Source organism: uncultured Aquimarina sp. (genome assembly GCF_947496855.1).
GTDB lineage: Bacteria > Bacteroidota > Bacteroidia > Flavobacteriales > Flavobacteriaceae > Aquimarina.
Genome location: NZ_CANMED010000001.1, coordinates 835550 through 853541 on the forward strand (window position 1 = coordinate 835550; position 17992 = coordinate 853541).

General features: G+C 31.2%; 14 protein-coding genes. 7 read left to right on the forward strand and 7 right to left on the reverse strand.

Annotation, left to right across the window (positions count from 1 at the left end):
* Nucleotides 1-2: 2 nt before the first annotated feature.
* Nucleotides 3-2936, reverse strand: a complete 2934-nt coding sequence (locus Q0921_RS03710) for a SusC/RagA family TonB-linked outer membrane protein (protein WP_299253459.1) — start codon at nucleotides 2934-2936, stop codon at nucleotides 3-5.
* Between the two features lie 438 nt (nucleotides 2937-3374).
* On the opposite strand from Q0921_RS03710, the gene Q0921_RS03715 reads away from it, so the two are divergent.
* The 3 genes from Q0921_RS03715 (at nucleotide 3375) to Q0921_RS03725 (ending at nucleotide 5437) form a co-directional block, all read left to right on the forward strand.
* Nucleotides 3375-4418, forward strand: a complete 1044-nt coding sequence (locus tag Q0921_RS03715; protein ID WP_299253461.1) for a sensor histidine kinase — start codon at nucleotides 3375-3377, stop codon at nucleotides 4416-4418.
* A gap of 6 nt (nucleotides 4419-4424) precedes the next feature.
* Complete coding sequence (locus tag Q0921_RS03720) at nucleotides 4425-5150, forward strand: response regulator (protein ID WP_299253463.1); 726 nt, start codon at nucleotides 4425-4427, stop codon at nucleotides 5148-5150.
* A gap of 122 nt (nucleotides 5151-5272) precedes the next feature.
* Nucleotides 5273-5437, forward strand: coding sequence for a hypothetical protein (locus tag Q0921_RS03725; protein ID WP_299253466.1), 165 nt, complete (start codon nucleotides 5273-5275; stop codon nucleotides 5435-5437).
* 71 nt (nucleotides 5438-5508) lie between these two features.
* Here the strand turns inward: Q0921_RS03725 and Q0921_RS03730 are convergent, their stop codons facing one another.
* Together Q0921_RS03730 and Q0921_RS03735 are read right to left on the reverse strand one after the other, a co-directional pair.
* Complete coding sequence (locus tag Q0921_RS03730; RefSeq protein WP_299253469.1) at nucleotides 5509-5736, reverse strand: (4Fe-4S)-binding protein; 228 nt, start codon at nucleotides 5734-5736, stop codon at nucleotides 5509-5511.
* Nucleotides 5737-5812: 76 nt separating this feature from the next.
* On the reverse strand, nucleotides 5813-7399 hold the full coding sequence (locus Q0921_RS03735; RefSeq protein WP_299253472.1) for an NAD(P)/FAD-dependent oxidoreductase: 1587 nt from the start codon (nucleotides 7397-7399) through the stop codon (nucleotides 5813-5815).
* Between the two features lie 257 nt (nucleotides 7400-7656).
* Between Q0921_RS03735 and Q0921_RS03740 the strand changes: the two genes are divergently transcribed.
* On the forward strand, nucleotides 7657-8403 hold the full coding sequence (locus Q0921_RS03740; RefSeq protein ID WP_299253475.1) for an acyl-CoA desaturase: 747 nt from the start codon (nucleotides 7657-7659) through the stop codon (nucleotides 8401-8403).
* A 120-nt stretch (nucleotides 8404-8523) separates the two neighbouring features.
* Here Q0921_RS03740 and Q0921_RS03745 read toward each other — a convergent pair whose 3' ends face one another.
* Nucleotides 8524-9393, reverse strand: a complete 870-nt coding sequence (locus Q0921_RS03745) for a DUF5694 domain-containing protein (protein ID WP_299253478.1) — start codon at nucleotides 9391-9393, stop codon at nucleotides 8524-8526.
* A gap of 452 nt (nucleotides 9394-9845) precedes the next feature.
* Here Q0921_RS03745 and Q0921_RS03750 point away from each other — a divergent pair, with 452 nt between their 5' ends.
* Both Q0921_RS03750 and Q0921_RS03755 read left to right on the forward strand, forming a co-directional pair.
* Complete coding sequence (locus Q0921_RS03750; protein ID WP_299253481.1) at nucleotides 9846-10643, forward strand: sensor histidine kinase; 798 nt, start codon at nucleotides 9846-9848, stop codon at nucleotides 10641-10643.
* 18 nt (nucleotides 10644-10661) lie between these two features.
* Complete coding sequence (locus Q0921_RS03755; protein WP_299253484.1) at nucleotides 10662-11378, forward strand: LytTR family DNA-binding domain-containing protein; 717 nt, start codon at nucleotides 10662-10664, stop codon at nucleotides 11376-11378.
* On the opposite strand, the gene Q0921_RS03760 is transcribed toward Q0921_RS03755, so the two are convergent.
* The 3 genes from Q0921_RS03760 to Q0921_RS03770 all read right to left on the reverse strand — a co-directional run bounded on the left by Q0921_RS03760 (nucleotide 11375) and on the right by Q0921_RS03770 (nucleotide 16450).
* Complete coding sequence (locus tag Q0921_RS03760) at nucleotides 11375-11659, reverse strand: hypothetical protein (protein WP_299253487.1); 285 nt, start codon at nucleotides 11657-11659, stop codon at nucleotides 11375-11377. The genes Q0921_RS03755 and Q0921_RS03760 overlap by 4 nt on opposite strands.
* A 269-nt stretch (nucleotides 11660-11928) precedes the next feature.
* Complete coding sequence (locus tag Q0921_RS03765) at nucleotides 11929-14481, reverse strand: hypothetical protein (protein WP_299253490.1); 2553 nt, start codon at nucleotides 14479-14481, stop codon at nucleotides 11929-11931.
* A 523-nt stretch (nucleotides 14482-15004) separates the two neighbouring features.
* On the reverse strand, nucleotides 15005-16450 hold the full coding sequence (locus Q0921_RS03770) for a glycosyltransferase family 2 protein (protein WP_299253493.1): 1446 nt from the start codon (nucleotides 16448-16450) through the stop codon (nucleotides 15005-15007).
* Between the two features lie 305 nt (nucleotides 16451-16755).
* Between Q0921_RS03770 and Q0921_RS03775 the strand changes: the two genes are divergently transcribed.
* A complete protein-coding gene (locus Q0921_RS03775) occupies nucleotides 16756-17850 on the forward strand; it encodes an adenylate/guanylate cyclase domain-containing protein (RefSeq protein WP_299253496.1) in 1095 nt (364 codons plus the stop codon).
* The last annotated feature ends 142 nt before the right edge of the window (nucleotides 17851-17992 follow it).

Sequence of the window (17992 nt, forward strand, 5' to 3'; positions counted from 1 at the left end):
TTTTAAAAGTTCATATTAGCTCCAAACACTATATTTCTAGGTCTTGGGAAGAAGTTATTATCAATCCCATTCGGAATTTCGGGATCAATACCATCATAATCAGTAATGGTAAAAACATTTTGCATAGTTAGCTGTAGTCTTAAACCGATTTTATCATCCTGTATCAGGTCCTTGAAATCATATCCCAAGGTTATATTATCCATTTTTAAAAAAGAGGCATCTTCTAGGTAATAATCAGATAATAATTGGTTATTTCTAAAACCGGTATCCAATATAGAAACGTGAACATTTCTATTCGTTCCTAAAGAATGTAACCCAAACTCATTTCCTGTTGAGGATGCTACATTGTTATAGACATAGTTCCCTATACTAGCTCTTATGGTAAAACTCAGGTCCCAATTTTTATAACTAGTACTAGAAGATAGACCAAATAAATAATCTGCAGCTGGGCTTTCATTTACATATAAATCTGCTGTATTTATCACCCCATCTCCATTCATATCTTCATAAACACCCTCTAAGGGTCTTCCATTGTTATCGTATACTTGTTTGTATAAAAGAAAAGATCGTTGTGGAGAACCTACTCTATGTATTTGTACTGTATTTCCTATACCTCCTGCAATAAAGCCAGTTGGAACACCTATAAATGAAGGATCATCTACAATATTCAGTTTTACAATTTCATTAGTAAGATAAGATGCATTAAAACTTACATTCCAGTTTAGATCTTTTTTTCTGATGATATCAGAGCTTATAGTAAACTCAAAACCACTATTCTCTAAATCTCCAATGTTTGTTGTTAGTTGGTTGGTCAGATTTGTTCCCGATGGTATTGGGATTAAGTTTAATACATCGTTAGTTTCTCTAGTAAAATATTCTATGCTTCCAGAAATTCGATTTTTTAGAAACCCATAGTCTAAACCAATATTATAAGTTTCAGATTCTTCCCATTTTATATTTTCATCATATCCTTGTGGACGTACCGTATTATAAAATGTACTACCCAACTGGTATTGTTGATTATCCGCACCGTTTACATATACTGGTAAATATCCAAAATCAACACCAATTTCCTGTTGACCCGTCTCTCCATATCCTAACCGTAGTTTTAGATTGGAAATGATTTCAGATTTTTTTAGAAAATTTTCTTCAGAAATATTCCAGGCCAGTGCCGCTGCATAAAAATTACCCCAACGATTGTCTTCACTAAATCGAGAGGACCCATCTGATCTATAACTTAAAGTTAAAAGGTATCTGCTATCGTAAGAATATCGCAATCGAGTAACATAGGATTCTAATGCGTTTTGTGTGGCAAAGCTATTTTCTATAGGTGCTCCTACTGTTGGCGTAGTACTATTGTAATTTTTTCTATAAAACTTCTGAAATGTATGTCCTGCAGTTAATTCAATATTACTGTGTATACTTTCAATTTCCTTTTTATAGTTTAAGAACAAATCAACTAATGTACTTCTTCTGATACTTCCATAATCACCTAAGGTGCCTTGAGAAAGAAACCCTGAAGCAGAAGATACAGGTGTATTTGTTTTACCACTTACTTCATTATAATCAAATCCAAAATTTATATTGGCATTCAGTCCCTCTAAAAATGGAGCGTTATAATCAAATTTAATATTTCCTAGTGCTCTCTCTGTCTCTGCAATGTTAGTTAACTGTTGTAACAATCCAACAGGATTTCTTGGAGCTAGTGGTTCGGGATTACCATTAGGTTGTAACCATTCCCAATATCCACCATATTGATTAGATCCACTAAATACGGATTGGGTAGGATCAAATTGTGCTGCTGCTGTTAATGCCCCTCCATTTGCAAAATCATCCTGAGTAAGTGCTCCACGAATATTTATATCTACAGATAGACTGTTATCAAACAACTTCTGAAGCAGATTTATAGAAGCAGAACTACGTTCGAATTTAGAAGTTTTCACAAGGCCTTCCTGTGTAGTATATCCTGCAGAAACTCTATACGATGTACTGCCAAAACCTTGTGTGAGTGTAATGTTAGTATCCGTACCAACTGCCTCTTGTAAGATTTCATTCTGCCAATCTGTATTACTATTTCCTAATAACGGCAGAATTAATGCTGCATTTTGACTATTAGCAGCCACTTGTCTATATTCATCAGCATTAAGTACATCTGTTTTTCGTTGTACCATTCCTATAGAACCTGTAGTATTTACTTGTATTCTAAAAGGAGAGCTTAATTTTCCGCCTTTGGTAGTAATTAATATAACACCAGCTGAAGCTCTGGATCCATATATAGCGGTAGATGATGCATCTTTTAACACTACAAAACTCTCTATATCATTAGGGTTGATAGCATTAAGTGCCGATACTCCATTACCTCCTGTTGTTCCCTGATCTATTGGCACTCCATCAATTACTACCAATGGACTATTATTTGCAGATAAAGAAGAGTTACCTCCTCTAATACTAATAGTTCCTGCTTGTCCTGGTCGTCCTCCTGGAGGAATTACATTAACTCCCGCGGTTTTTCCTGTAATTAATTGTTCTGGAGAAGAAATTGCTCCTTGATTAAAATCTTCAGAATCTACTTTTTCTATAGCTCCAGTAGCATCTTTTACGGTTGTTGTACCGTACCCAATAAGAACTACTTGGTCTAATGATGCTGCATCTTCTTCCAATACAATATTAATAACAATAGCATCAACAACTAATTCAAAATTCTTAAATCCTAAATAAGAAAATACTAATACATCTCCGGTAGTTGCATCAATACTATATTTTCCATCGAAATCCGACACAGCTCCATTGCTTGTTCCTTTAATAATAATATTAACTCTGGGGATAGAATTCCCAGTAGATTTTTCTGTTATGATTCCACTAACCTGGTTTTGTGCAAAAGCCCCAAAGGAAATGAAAGTGACTAAAAGAAATACTAGTTTTTGTTTTGTTTTCATACACTAATTTTGTTCTAAGAGTTTAAATTAAATAGCTAGTTAAGCAGTAGGTAGTTTTCATAAGTGCGATTAGGGAGAATTAATTTCATCCTATGATTTTCTAATCATTAGATATGTGGTTATGGCAATACACCACTTATAAAGAAGCAATTTTTCTTTAAGTAAGATCATAGACATTTTGTACTAATTGTTTGAATTAGAGTACATATTATCAAAAATGAACAGCGTCTGAAAATTGATTGAACAAACAACAGCGTAGAGTAACAAAAAACAGGTTATTTATGTTATTTCAGTTTCTACTTATATTTTAATGATATAACGATGTTCATAAACGATAAATGGTTGTTTGTGTACAGATAGTTGCAGTCTGTTATTAGACCTAATGAAATAGCAACCGTTTTAAAATTTTATTCTTATTTTTCCACCATAACATCTATAATGACGGATTTTTTAAGTAACAATAAGCTTCCCTATAGAATTAGCAGACATGTTCTTTATTGGTTGGGGTTCAATCTTTTTTTAGGGTTTATTTGGGGAAGTTTTGATGATAATTACTCCATTGCTATTATTGTCCAATGTTTATTATTACCTGCAAGAATGTTACTTGTGTATGTAACCTTGTATATATTAATTCCTAAGTTTTATTTCAAAAAAAATATCTTCATATTTGGTATAAGCTACTCGATTTGGTTAGTACTAGTGACCGTTTTTGTCCAAAGACCTATCTGGGATGTAAGCAGGGCACATTTTTTTCCAGAATGGAAAGTTTATGATATGTTTACATTATCCGAAATTATGGGAAATTTGTTTGACATTAATCGCGCAGCTATTATTCCTATCATCTTTGTATTCATAAAATTTTACAACAAAGAGCAAAAAAGAACTTTAACTCTAGAAAGAGAACAGTTTAAATCAGAATTAACTCAGCTTCGAAATCAAATACATCCACATTTTTTGTTCAATACGTTAAATAATTTATATTCTTTAATTATTAAAAAATCTGATGACGCAGAAGATGCGCTAATTAGGTTATCAGGATTGATGAGATATATGTTATATGAAGCTAATGTGCCCAAGGTACCATTGTCAAAAGAAATAGAATATCTAAGAAATTATATTGATCTGGAGAAGCTAAGACTTAATAGTACGAATACTATTCATTTTACAACAAGTATGAATAAGGATAGTAAAATAGCACCATTTATCCTTATGCCTTTTGTAGAAAATGCCTTTAAACACGGGATTAGTAATGATAAAGTATCCACTATAGAAATAAGTGTTATAAGTGATAAGGATGTACTGACAATGACGGTTTACAATACTAAAAAAATAAACTCCACTAAAAATAAAGGTGACGAAACAGGAGTTGGTTTAGTTAATGTACAAAAACGCTTAGAATTACTGTATAAAGATAAATATGAGCTGATACAAAATGAAACAGTATCATATTACAAAATAGTATTAACATTAAATCTTATTTGACACAAAATGCATGACCAAAAAATAAGATGTCTTGTCGTAGACGACGAACCACTAGCAAGAGATATAATAGAAAATTTTATTTCACGTATTGATGATCTGGAATTAATTGCTAAATGTAGCAGTGCTCACGAAGCTTTTAATGTGTTGCATAAAGAAGATATAGACCTTATTTTTTTAGATATACAAATGCCTGAGATTACAGGAATAGAGTTTCTTAAAGATTTATCTCCTGCTCCCACCGTTATTTTTACTACTGCATACAAAGATCATGCTATAGATGCATACAATCTGGATGCCATTGATTACCTCCTAAAACCGATAGAGTTTTCTAGATTTTTGAAGTCTGTTAACAAAGTATATCGTCAATCAAAACCTATACAAGAAACACGTACTGAAATACAAAATAATAGCTTAGAAGATAAACCTTATATATATCTTAAGGTATTAAAAAAGATGCAAAAGATATATCTTAAAGATATTCTCTACATAGAAAGCTTAAAAAGTTATATCAAAGTTAAGACTAATACAAAAGAAATCATTGCCCATAGACCCATATCTTCAATAGAAAGTATACTTCCAATTGATAAATTCCTTAGAGTTCATAGATCATTTCTAATATCAGTAGACCATATCGATGCTTTTTCTCCAATAGAAATAGAATTAAAAGGAAATAAGGTTCCTGTAGGCAGAAAATATAAAGAAGCAGTAAAAAAAGCATTGGGGTATTTTTAAGCAGCACAATAACTTTAATAAAACTTTATAATACTTAGGGAAAATTCAAACAATTAAGCGTATAGTTTTGTTGTTATACAGGTAAATACTTATAATAAATTTTAACTCTTAAAACCTTAATTATGTTAAAATACATTTTAAACTTAAACAGTGCTAAAGTATTAAACAAGAATCAACAAAAAGAGATTATGGGAAATGGTATTACTACACCTTGTCCGTTTGCTCCGCCTTGTGATCCCGGTATGATCGAATACATTTGTGACTGCTATCATTCTTGGGAGCTTTAAAAAAATAAAAATGCCTGAAAATAATTTTCAGGCATTTTTTATATACTCCATACTAAATCTTAAAATATATCTCAAGTATTCTTAAAATAACTCAATGCACCAGAAGGACAAGTTTCTATTTGACTTTTTAATGCTTCTGTTGAAGCATTTTCTGCTTGAATCCAAGGTTTTCTCTTAGGGTCATACACTTTTGGGAGTGTCTTTACACAAACTCCAGCATGAACACACTTTTCTGGTTTCCATACAATGGTGAGTTCTCCATTCGTATATTCTTTTCTTGTATTATTCGTTGCTGCCATATCCGAAGTTTTAATTGTTAATTCTAAATATACGCAATTCTTCTAGTTTAATAACGTACAGTTTTTTCCTAACAAACTATCCAAAAATCTTATTCTTGAAGTTTTTTCGTGTAGCAGCTGATGCAGTTACAACCCCTGCAAATAGTGCTCCTCCAACACCAGCTGTAACAATGTCTTGCCCCGTTAGGTACAAACCTTTAATCGGAGTTCTAGGTTGTAAAAATTTTTGACGAAAACGGTCTGGAGTGTGGTCGATCCCATAAATCTCTCCCCTTTCATAATTCACAAAATGCTGCGTACTCAGTGGTGTAGAAAGTTCATAATGATCCACCTGTCCCTCCAAATGAGGAATTTGTTTAAAAAGTTCTTTCATCAGACGTTGGGCAATCTTTTCTTTCCAAGCTTCATAAGATTCTCCACGCTTCATCCAACGTGTATCTTTCCATTCTGAAACCGTTTCATAAGGCACAAGCGTAATGATATCGATTGTACTTCGATCAGGATATCTATTAGACCAATCAGGATCTTTGGCTGACGGGAAGGAAACATATACCACAGGAAACGGAGATTCTTCATCCTTTAAGTATCGATCTACACAACTATCGTGATCTCCTTCTTTCGGATAGATCCAAAAATTTGTTTTAGGCAATCTTAGTTCTTCTGGAGAACTCTTAAACCCCATATATAGGCAAGCGTGAGAAACTGATGGTGTCACTTTCTGTAACTTTTCGTGTAATTTATGTTTAACACCTATAGCTTTAGGAATTAACCTATCGAACGTATTAAAGACTCCTGCTCCACTAATGATCATATTAGCATAAAATTTTTTTCCATCAATCATTCTAACTCCTTTCGCTTTATCATTCTCTATAATCACTTCATCTACAGTTGCATTTATTAATATTGTACCTCCGGAAGCTGCTATAACAGGATCTATGGTATCCACAATTCTGGAAGACCCGCCAATGGGAAAGTTACCTCCTCCAAAATAATGTCTAGCGACAGAGGCGTGCATCGCAAAACTACTTTGTTTTGGCGGTAAACCATAATCACCATATTGTGCCGATAATACTTTAATCAATTCTTCATTTTTGGTAAGCTTGCTAAGTACCTGATAGGTAGTTTGATCTGCATATTTTAAATAGGGTCTTTTTAAAAACCCACCGATTATAAAACGTACAAAATCAGGTAATGCTTTTTCTTTATAAAAAGATCCCATTACTTTATTAGCCTTAAAAACCAAGCTTATATAACCATCAATTGCTTTTTCCTCTCCAGGGAAATAGCTGACCATTTGGTTTCTAAAATTCTCAACACCTTTTACAAAATCATATGATTTATCGCCTATAATGATACGATCGTATACTTCTCCCATATCAGCCCATTTTAACTTACTATCAGATACATAATCAAACAGTTTTCGTATAGGACTATTCTCTTGTTGTACACCACCTATATAATGAATCCCAACATCCCATTCATATCCTTTACGCTTAAATACATGTGTAAAACCACCAGCTGTATAATGACTTTCTAAGATAAGTACTTTCTGCCCTTCTTTAGCCAAAATAGCTCCTACAGTAAGGCTTCCCATTCCAGATCCTATAATAATCGTATCATACCTTTCTTCTAACTTCGGACGTTGTTTATAGGATTGAATCATTGTGTATTAATTGTTAACATTGTTTATCAAATCTAAGAAGATTATGATTGGAATCTATCTTGATCAAAAGTTATTTCCCTTAATCTTTATATATAGATAGTATTATAGAAAATATAACTTTAATATAACGATATCCATCTAGTTTATATCCTTACTTTTGTAGTATTCTTTTCTAGGTATCTAAAGTAGTCAGCATTGGATTTTTAGTTAAGATGTTTACTATTTAAAATAATTACAAACTCAACATCATATTAAAAATGGCTATTCTAATTTTTATGCTTGTATTATGGTATACAGGTTTATTTTTTCAAAGTTTCTTTTTACACAGGTATGCAGCACATCAGACATTCACTATGTCTAATTTTACTGAAAAAGTATGTTTTTTTCTTACTTGGGTGTGTCAGGGATCTAATTACCTAAGTGCTTATGGTTATGGTGTGATGCACCGCATGCACCACGCTTTTGTAGATACAGAAAAAGACCCACATTCTCCTAAATATGATAATAATATGTTTAGTATGATGTGGCGTACCAAAAATATATATCAGGATATTAATAATGAAAGAATTTCGCTTGATACCAAGTTTACTAAAAACACTCCTCAATGGAAATCTTTTGATAGTTTTGCTAGCTCCAATTTTTCTAGAATTGCTTGGGGTTTAGGATATATTATATTCTTTTATTTTTTTGCTTCGGTTTGGTGGCATTGGATGTTTTTACCAGTAGCTTTCTTTATGGCACCTATACACGGAGTCATTATTAATTGGTTTGGACACATCATAGGATACACTAATTTTAAAGTCGATAACACTTCTAAAAACCTATTACCAATTGATTTCTTGATGATGGGCGAAGGCTATCATAATAATCATCATAAACATAGTGGTAGAGCTAATTTTGGTGGTGTGAGATGGCACGAAATTGATCCTACATATTTTATCATGCTACTGTTAGATAAACTACGTATTATTAAGTTAAAAAAGAGTGCAGTTACTGTGAAATAATGATCAGTTTTAGTATTAATTATATCACGTATATTAAATTTACTTTAATAAACAAAAATATCGAGCGCTGTGCGTTCGATATTTTTGTTTATTATTAATCTGGTATTTTTCTAAGTCACCTCATAAACTGCTAAACTCTATAAAATCATACTCTGGTGAGTATTCAAAAAGATGTCTGAGCACAGATGCGTGTCCGTTACCTACAATTACCAGTATTCTATCTTCCTTATTTTGATCTATTTGCTGAATTTTTCTAAACATCCGTAGATTTCGATTATACCACCATATTGATAAAAAATCAGCACCTCTATTATCTTCCAATTTAAAATCACCTATTAAATAAGCGCCATAATTATTTTTATGCCCTTCTATTGTATTCATATATTTAATATAATCTAGAATATTCACTTTTGAAGGAAATTGAGTAGACTCATCAAATGACTTCTGTACCATCTGAGTATAAGGATCATCTGACTTAAAATCATATCCTTCTGTAAGTTCCTTCATCATTTCGGGATACTTCTTTTCTAAATCTGAACTAAAGGTAGTAGCATCTATAGAGTAGATTTTATCATGTTTCAGGTCATTTGCTATACGCATTCCTAGTTGATAACTTTCATTTCTATCATCTCTATGTTTTCCTTCTCTATATTCTTCATATTTTTTATCCGCTCCCCAATCTTCTTTTGCCTCTATGGTTACTTTGGTAGGTTTGAAGCGTTTTATATAAGCGACTAATTCTTCAACCTCAGATTTTTTAGGCTCTTTTAGCACATCAATTTTATCATCTTCATTTGTTTTGGTATAATCCAAACCTGGATATGAAAAATGAAAAGTACCGACCACTAATACTTTTGTTTTCTGTTTTGGATAATAGCTTGCATATGCTTTCAAGATTGCTTCATTTTCCTTTGATACTTCTTGCGCTGTTGTTTTTGTTGTTAAAAAACCAACACTGATACTGGCGAGTAATAATAGACTATATTTCATTATATATTTGATTTATTAAATTCTATACAATGTTATAATCCTATCACAAGAATTTTATAAATTTTACACAAACACCTATTATGACTATGCCAATACTGATTATTATAAAACATTCGTATTTGTTGTACCAAAATGGTAGTTCGTCCGATAAAAAGAATTATTCGTATTAATTAACTAAAACAGTATCTATTAAAAAGTACTTTTGATATATGAATACAAAAAAGGAATTTCTTTACAACGTACTAATTATAATAACTATACTGATACTAGATGTTCTGGGTGATTATATAATTTTTGATAAAGATATTTTTTCTTCAAGCCTTAACTTGTTTTTATTTAAAACAACATTTACAATTTCATTATTAATTGTATACGCTGTAAATTACATATACAGTGTGCCGCTATTTTTATTTAAGAAAAAATACAAGCAATATTTCTTTTCCTTTATTATTATGATTTTTTTATTCGCAGGAATACGGTTTCTACTAGAAGAAATTATCTTATACAATATCATAGGAATGCATAATTATGTTATGAATATTCCTGTATCACAATTCATAAATACATATTTGTTTGATTCTTTTTATTACACACTAAGAGTTTGTTTAGTAAGTGCAGTTATATGTTTATTTTTTAGATATAATGAAAATAAAGAAGAGATACATAATTTACAAATTGAACAGGAAAAAGCTAAACTCTCCGTATTAAAATCACAGATAAGTCCTCATTTTCTATTCAATACACTAAATAATTTTTATGAAGAACTGTATGATGACAAACCGGAAACTGCTAGTGACATTATGAAATTATCTAAACTATTGAGATACGTTACCTACGAAACTAATGAAGACTTCGCTTTCTTAAATAAGGAAATAACATTTATTGAAGATTACCTATATTTCTTTAAGCGCAGATATGAAGATAATTTTCACGTGTCATTACATATCGATGGCTTTGTACATTCCCAAAAAGTAGCATCACTTATCTTAATACACTTTGTGGAAAATCTCTGTAAACACGGTATTATAAATGATAAGAATCGTCCGGCTAGTATATCATTACTAATTAATGAGAATACATTAGAATTAAGAACCAAAAATCATATTAATACTTCGGTTAAATACACAGAACCGGGTATTGGAACAGAAAATATTAAGCAAAGACTTGAGGTTATTTACAAAGATAATTTTATCTTGGAACATCAAAAAGATAGTGATCAGTTTGAAGCATTTTTAAAACTTACACTCTAAGTTTATAATACTCTAAAAATGAAGGATAAATTTACTTGTGTAATTATAGATGATGAACCAGCTGCTATTAGGTTGCTCGAAAAATACATTACTAAGGTTTCCTTTTTAGATTTAAAAAATACGTTTACTAATCCTTTGGAGGGACTAAAATATTTAGAAAATGAACCTATAGATTTGGTTTTTTTAGATATACAAATGCCGGAAATAACAGGAATACAATTATCTAAAATTATTGACAAAAAGACCAGAATCATTTTCACTACTGCTTATCCTCAATTTGCTTTAGATAGTTATGAAGTTGCTGCGATAGATTATCTTCTAAAACCTATTGAATTTGAGCGTTTTTATGCAGCTGTATCAAAAATAAAACTTAGTAATACCTCAAAAAACTCAGTCAAAAATACAACTACGGATGATTTTTTCTTTTTCAAAACGGATGGAAAAAACAAGTCTGTGAAGGTGTTTTTAAAAGATATTAGCTACGTAGAAAGCCTTAAAAACTATATTGCTATACATTTGTGTGATCAACAAATTATCACATATAACACGTTAAAATATTTTAAAGAAACTTTGCCTACATCTAGTTTTATACAGATACACAAATCTTATATCATCTCTATAAAACATATTGATAAAATTGATAATGATTCAATCTGGGTACATAACCAAGAACTTCCGATCGGCAACACTTATAGAAAATCCTTTTTTGACACGATTGGAAATCACCAATTTTAAGCAAGGAATTTAATTTCAACATAAGTAAATAAGCCTGCTATCATATGCTCTACCAATCTTAATTTCTCACCATCAAATTTAAAAATCCAACTAGAGCTATGTTCACTTTCAGAATAATAATCATTAGCATATTTAAATGGTTCTTCCATAATTTCTGAGTGTTTTATATCTCCTGTACTAAGGATCACTTCACCGCCATTGATTCTTAAATGAGTAATATTAACCGCAAACCCATCATCAACTGGTATTTTGTACAGGGTTGTATCTTTATGCCAATTCACGTTCTTAAGGTTTCTTCTTGGTTCGCCCTTCAGCAACTTTAAAAAGGGTAATGTTGGCTTTTTCTAATGTATTAAGACTTACTTCTGTAGGATTGTTATAATCTGGTTGATACCATTAGAGATGTTTTAAAATATTTAAAAGGATATGACCTCTCATATCCTTTACTTAGAATAAAAAATCAACTATACTGCAGCGTTCGGCTAATTTCAGAAATAAAGCTGATCATAAAATATAAACTTTTTCAATATCTCTAAACGGCCAAAAGGTACTATAACAATATGTTTTGACTAATATAGTTTAGATTCAAGCCTAATTTCTTTATACTCGTATATTCTCCATAACTATTAGCCTTTTCCGTAACCTCTAGTATAATTTCATTATTTTTATTATAACATTTTAGAGATAAGGTATTGTCTTTTATTGTAACTAACAGCTTCGTATAATCCCTTAAACTATAAGAATTTTCTTTTATTAAAACCTCGCCAGATTTTAGAATACCTTTATCAAATGTAGCCTGATGAAGTACACTTCCTTTATCATCATATCGCACCACCATACCGTGTAACTTATAATTTTTTACGGTGTAATTATATCTCTTATTTTTCGTACCAATAGCATATTCAGTTACTTCCTGAATGTTTTCTGAAATATATGTAGTTACTATCTTCTTTTTGTCGGTAGTTTTTATCTTTTTTGTGATTAGTCCTTGTTCATACCAAATTTCCTCATCTCTCAATATTTCTTTTCCTTGAAAAGGAAGATCTTCCTTATAAACAAGGCTACTTATAACATCACCCTGTGCGTTATAATAAATTGTCTCTCCTTCTAATACGTCATTTTTATAGTTTTTAACTACAGACTTATTTCCATTATAATCATAGGTAATAAAGACTCCTTCTTTTAAATCATTGATATAAAAACCTTCTTCTAGAACCTTCTGAGAATATCTCATTTTTTTATATGCACCATTCTTTTTACCTTCTTTAAATGTGTAATATGTTCTACTTTTATGATCATAGCCAACTCCCTCATACGGTTTTTTATCCTTAAACAATAGCTTAGCTATTACCGTTCCTTCTTTATCATAAAAAGTTGCTCCAGTATCAATATCCAGATCCTCTATAAGTGTGTAAGTATAGGATTCATTAGTATTACGATTATACTTCTTCTGATATTTTTTACTTTTTGTAAGATTTCCTTTATTAAATTCTTGATAATATTCTATGATATCTGTATCATAAAAATAAGTAAAAAGTGAACCATTTTTTTGTTCATAATCATATGTAGCGATCTCTTTTCCCGTTCTATCATAAAATTCTTCTCTAGTATTGTATCCTTTATTATAAAAACGTGTTGAGCGCTTTTTTGGCTCATCGTGATAATAAAAAACTTCTCTTATTTTATCATATCCTTCATAGAAACGCTCTTGGATACTTGTCTTATTCTCTTCCTTATCAAAATATCGATATTCTTTTTCATAGGTTTTTATTCCCTCGGCAAAAGTAGATGTGCGAATAATTCTTCCTTTGTGATCTATAAAATATTTTGTACCATCTTCTTCACTTAAATAATCATCTAATTTAGAGGTGATTTCGCCTAGCACATCGCCTTTCTTATTATAAAAAATTGCTTTTTTATTTTCAAAGACACTAAAAGGCATGGTTATGTCTGGATAAAAATTAATTTCCTTTATCAATTTTCCTTGTTCATAAACTTTAGATCTTGAATTCTCTAATAAGGTTCCCTGAAAAGGCGCATAATTTTTAAAAATGATTTTAGCAATTTGGTTGCCCTTTTCATCGAAACTTATTGCTTCTTTTTTAGATTTGTTTTCATAAAACACTTTTGATTTTATTTGCTGGTTCTCATGAAAATGTTCTACATATATAACATTTCCATCTTCATCAAACTCTTCGGTAAAGCTTATTAAATGCATTTTTTCCGGTTCAGAATCCGAATAGAATTGGACTCGTTTCCCATCTCTAAAATCCCAGTTTTTATTGGGGTTTCCAACACCTACAGTACTTATCTTTTCACCTTTTAGATTATAGTATTCTATTTTTAGTTCAGGTTTATCTATAAAACGTTCTCTTACGACACCATTAGGGTAATACCCTATTTTAATTCTTCCTCCTTTATATTTATGATCTACTATCTTTTTTACACGTAAAGGGTTTTTATAGTAATAGACAAAAACACCTTGATACTTTCCTGTTTCCGGATCAATGGAAGAGGTCCCCAAATACGCTCCATTATTTCCATAATACTTTACTTCTAGTTCTTTTGGATAATCCTTTGTGATTTTTTTAAAAACCTCATACCGCACACCCTTAAGATCATTATCATAAACAACTTCTCTGATGATGCTATCTTTTTTTTCTGAATACCTCTTCGAATTTGTATTTTCAAAATTGGTTGCACCAGAAAAAAATCGTCCATCTTTATACTTGGCAATTAGCTTTTGATCCTTATAATAGGTTATAAAATCGCCGTGTAAACGATTATTTTTATACGTAAAAGATTGAAGAATTTTTCCATCTTCTTTATACCAATTTACAGTACCTATCCAAAAATTCTTGTCTTTTTCGGTAGAAGTACCTTCCATTTGTAATTTGCCGTTCTTATAGTAATCTTTTATTAGATATACATCACCTTTTTTAAATACCGGAGGACGATAAAATGCAGCATCTTCTTTAGAGGTTACTTGCCATTTTTCGTTATACCATATTGTATCCTTCTGCGCAAAAGTGCTAAAGTTTATATGGCATATTACTATATAAATAATTAAGAATTTGATGCTATTTTTATTTGTAATCCACATAATCGATTTACTAATTTATTATCCCTTAAGAAGTGTAAAAGTAAACATCGCATTACTAATAACTACCCCTGAAAACAAGGATATTGAATCCCCTGAAAAAAGATTATCGAACTAATTCGTACAGATTAAACCTAATTTCTATATTATTTTTGACCTGTAACTAGAATGTTGGGTGTGTGTCCGAACGGTATTCTATATTATATCAGTATTAATTTATAAAAACAGCTGTCGTAGCGAAAGGAATATTGATAAAAAGAGTAAACAAAATGGTATGGAATTATCTTTTTGTAAATAATAGCAAAACCCCTCCTGTTTGGGGAAGGAGGAGTTTTAGGTAGGTTATCATTGATAAATGATAGTGCAAAAAAAAATGTAAATATAGTTGAGTTTGGTGTTGCTATTTTAATCGTTTATTTTAATAAATGTATATCTCCTCAGGGCCTAAAAGTTTATTGGGGTTTAAACATTTAGAACCCTGACGCGGAAATAAACAGGTTGGCTAATTTTAAAATAATATGGGATACTATGAAGGTATTGAAACTACTTCTTGTTGTTTGTCTAATTCTTTTTTAGTCAGATCACGTGTGAGCCAACCGCTTCTGCCTGCGGTAGCGATCGCATATGGAGTGATCCAAAACAATGTAAAAGCATAAAAAAGGCTGTATGGATATGCCCAAAGTGATTCTGCCACGCTATGCTTCTTAGCATAGAATAATGCCTGTATGCTAGAGAATACCAATATACTAACTAATGTAGAGCTAAGGAATAATACAGGATATGTACAGATAAAAAATAACATTAATAATGCTGCAGGATATGCCATTGTCATTTTTAACCATTGATTTAAAAGTAGTACTCTTGTTCCACTTTTATATCCTTCTCTAAAATCACTGAAAGCAAATTTACTCATCGCAATATTCTCACGAATGTTACTTCGCTCCCAACGAATAAACATCTTATATAAATTTTTATATCGTTCTGGAGTATTAGTATATACATACGCTTTTCGCTGAAATAAGATCTTATATCCCTGTTTTAAAATCATATTGGTCATAGCACGGTCTTCTCCTATTTTAGATACCTGTCCCATAAAAGTTTGTGTGATCCAAGCTTCTCTACAATTCATTACAGCTTCTCTTCTGTATGCGGATAAGGCTCCTGGTGTGCACAACACAGAACCTATAGCACTTTGTGCTGATCGAATAAATTCAAAACTAAAAGCAAAGCTTACATTAAGCATACGTGGAATCAATGCCTCATCTTTATTTAAAACACGCACATTACCAGCAACTGCTCCGCACTCATCATTCGTTACAAAAGGAGAAGCCATAACACGTAATGTATCTTTTTTTACTATAGAGTCACTATCCACAGTAATAAACACATCACCCATACCGAGATTAAATCCTCTGTATAATGCATGTCTCTTTCCTTTGTTTTCTGGTTGTTGGTAGATTGAAACTCGATTACCTAATTCTGATTTAGCTTTTTTCATCCATTGCCAAGTATCATCCTGACTTCCATCATCTATAGAAATGATCTGTAATTTTTCGATTGGATAATCACTTTCTACTAAACTATATAATGTTTTATATACCAGTTCTCCTTCATTATAAGCAGGTACAATTACCGTACATAAGGGTAATTCTTTATCTGACACTGTATCGATCACCTTGTAACGTTGATATAGAAATAAAATGTATACTAAAAAACTTACCTTAATTAATAACAAAGAGATCCCTGCTACCATTAAACTAATTCCCCAAACAGTATTCATTCTTTCTAAATGAATTTCTTCGAAATAGGGTTGTAAAAAATAGAATAAAGAAGCTGCACCAAACAATAAAATGAATGTTCCTAATAAAACAAAAAATGACGATGCATTAAGAATATTATTTTTTAAACGACTGCTAAATGTATTCTCAATTACAGGTGCTTCTGTAATTTCCAAAGATCTTGATATTTCCATAGTGTTTTTTTGTACCAATCAGCATAACCAAATTTGATACCATTTACAAACACAACTGACTAACAGCAATTTAAGAAAACAACACTAAAACAGAAGTGTGTATATTTTCCACAACTGTGTATTTTTACCACGTTATTTGGGATTCGAGATTGACATCATTAAGCTCGGCTCAAGATACAGTTACAGTCAGAAACTATGTTATAATTTACTCAATGTTCTAGCAGCTGAAAGATGCAATAGATTTTTCAATGCATAATCTTGGTTAAAATATTTTAATGTACTTTCCCGTATTATTATCAATTTAAATGGCATATAACTTAAAAAAATATATCCGCCTACTATGGCAATCCGTCCTTTTTTGGTTCATTGTTATGGGGTTGTATTCTATATTTAGGTATTACGGGATTGATGAAGAAGAAGGTTTTACTGTGATCCCTGAGTATAGTGGAAATACAGGAACAGTACGTGCCCTAATGGGATTTACTGGTATTGGTGCTATGTTAGGCTTTGTATATGCTAGTATCGACTTTCTTTTTGATAGATATACCTCGAACAAGCTATCACTGGCGTGGGATCTTATTATTAGAACTTTACTTTATTTTATTACCACTATTCTCATTTTTACCTTTGTTATGAATTTGTTTTCTGAGCTCTACGATCTCAATCTGGATACAGATCGGGGTTGGTGGAAAGAAAACAAATCATTCTGGGCTACTATTCTATATATCGTCTTGGTTTCTTTTGTTTTTTCATTTATCAAAATCGCTACAGAAAAATTTGGGAAAGGTGTTTTTATAAAAATGTTACTAGGTAAATATAAAAATCCACAAGAGGAGAAACGTATTTTTATGTTTCTTGATCTAAAAGATTCTACTACTATTGCTGAAAATTTAGGACACTTCAAATACAGTCAATTCATACAAGATTGTTTTTATGATCTAAATGGCGTAGTACCTAAACACGATGCAGAAATCTATCAATATGTAGGAGATGAAGCTGTATTGAGCTGGCCTTATAAAAAAGGGTTAGCAAATAACAATTGTGTAGACTTATTTTTTGCTTTTCAGCAAAGGAAACAGAGTAAGGCAGATTACTATCAAGAAAAGTATGGTATTATTCCTGAGTTTAAAGCAGGGTTACACGGTGGTAAACTAATGGTTACCGAAGTGGGTGTGATCAAAAAGGAAATAGCTTATCACGGAGATGTGATTAATACGTCTGCTCGTATCCAGGCAGAATGTAACACACACAAGGTGAAACTCCTAATTTCTGAGAAACTACTAAAAGATCTACACATAAGTACACATCTATCCTCTTCTTTTTTAGGCAGTGTATTGCTAAAAGGGAAACAAAAAGAGATAAATATTCATACCATAGAAAAAAAAGCTTCAATATTATAAACATCTAAAAAACAGTAATTTACATCAACAACTTCATTATTATTCTACTTTCATATAACAAAAAAGTAGGGTCTACTTCTACATATGTGTTTTAGGTATGGAAAATACGAGATCATTATTGATCAGGATTATAAGTAATCAC

What these genes read in the sequence shown, in the direction of transcription:
- Q0921_RS03710 (WP_299253459.1), bottom strand. Translation starts at nt 2,936, where the DNA reads ATGAAAACAAAACAAAAACTAGTATTTCTTTTAGTCACTTTCATTTCC.
- Q0921_RS03715 (WP_299253461.1), top strand. Translation starts at nt 3,375, where the DNA reads ATGACGGATTTTTTAAGTAACAATAAGCTTCCCTATAGAATTAGCAGA.
- Q0921_RS03720 (WP_299253463.1), top strand. Translation starts at nt 4,425, where the DNA reads ATGCATGACCAAAAAATAAGATGTCTTGTCGTAGACGACGAACCACTA.
- Q0921_RS03725 (WP_299253466.1), top strand. Translation starts at nt 5,273, where the DNA reads ATGTTAAAATACATTTTAAACTTAAACAGTGCTAAAGTATTAAACAAG.
- Q0921_RS03730 (WP_299253469.1), bottom strand. Translation starts at nt 5,736, where the DNA reads ATGGCAGCAACGAATAATACAAGAAAAGAATATACGAATGGAGAACTC.
- Q0921_RS03735 (WP_299253472.1), bottom strand. Translation starts at nt 7,399, where the DNA reads ATGATTCAATCCTATAAACAACGTCCGAAGTTAGAAGAAAGGTATGAT.
- Q0921_RS03740 (WP_299253475.1), top strand. Translation starts at nt 7,657, where the DNA reads ATGGCTATTCTAATTTTTATGCTTGTATTATGGTATACAGGTTTATTT.
- Q0921_RS03745 (WP_299253478.1), bottom strand. Translation starts at nt 9,393, where the DNA reads ATGAAATATAGTCTATTATTACTCGCCAGTATCAGTGTTGGTTTTTTA.
- Q0921_RS03750 (WP_299253481.1), top strand. Translation starts at nt 9,846, where the DNA reads ATGATTTTTTTATTCGCAGGAATACGGTTTCTACTAGAAGAAATTATC.
- Q0921_RS03755 (WP_299253484.1), top strand. Translation starts at nt 10,662, where the DNA reads ATGAAGGATAAATTTACTTGTGTAATTATAGATGATGAACCAGCTGCT.
- Q0921_RS03765 (WP_299253490.1), bottom strand. Translation starts at nt 14,481, where the DNA reads ATGTGGATTACAAATAAAAATAGCATCAAATTCTTAATTATTTATATA.
- Q0921_RS03770 (WP_299253493.1), bottom strand. Translation starts at nt 16,450, where the DNA reads ATGGAAATATCAAGATCTTTGGAAATTACAGAAGCACCTGTAATTGAG.
- Q0921_RS03775 (WP_299253496.1), top strand. Translation starts at nt 16,756, where the DNA reads ATGGCATATAACTTAAAAAAATATATCCGCCTACTATGGCAATCCGTC.